General features: G+C 60.4%; 1 pseudogene. It reads left to right on the forward strand.

The window, feature by feature from the left end:
- Window positions 1-278, forward strand: a pseudogene (locus SB772_RS40325) (polyamine ABC transporter substrate-binding protein); the annotation flags it as partial.

Below are 278 nucleotides of genomic sequence, written 5' to 3' on the forward strand. Positions count from 1 at the left end.
GATACAGGCGCTAGACCGTGAACGCCTGGGCAACTGGACGCACCTGGCCCCGGAAATCCTGGAAAAACAGCAAGGCAACGACCCGGGCAACCGCTACGCCGTTCCCTACATGTGGGGCACGACGGGCATTGGCTATGACCAGGTCAAGGTCCGGCAACTGCTGGGTACGAACGCGCCGGTGGACTCCTGGGACCTGATATTCAAAGAAGAGAACATCGCGAAGCTCAGCAAATGCGGCGTGGCGATGCTGGATGCGCCCGTGGAGATCGTGCCTATTG

It is taken from the genome of Paraburkholderia sp. SIMBA_030, assembly GCF_046535245.1.
Taxonomy (GTDB): Bacteria; Pseudomonadota; Gammaproteobacteria; order Burkholderiales; family Burkholderiaceae; genus Paraburkholderia.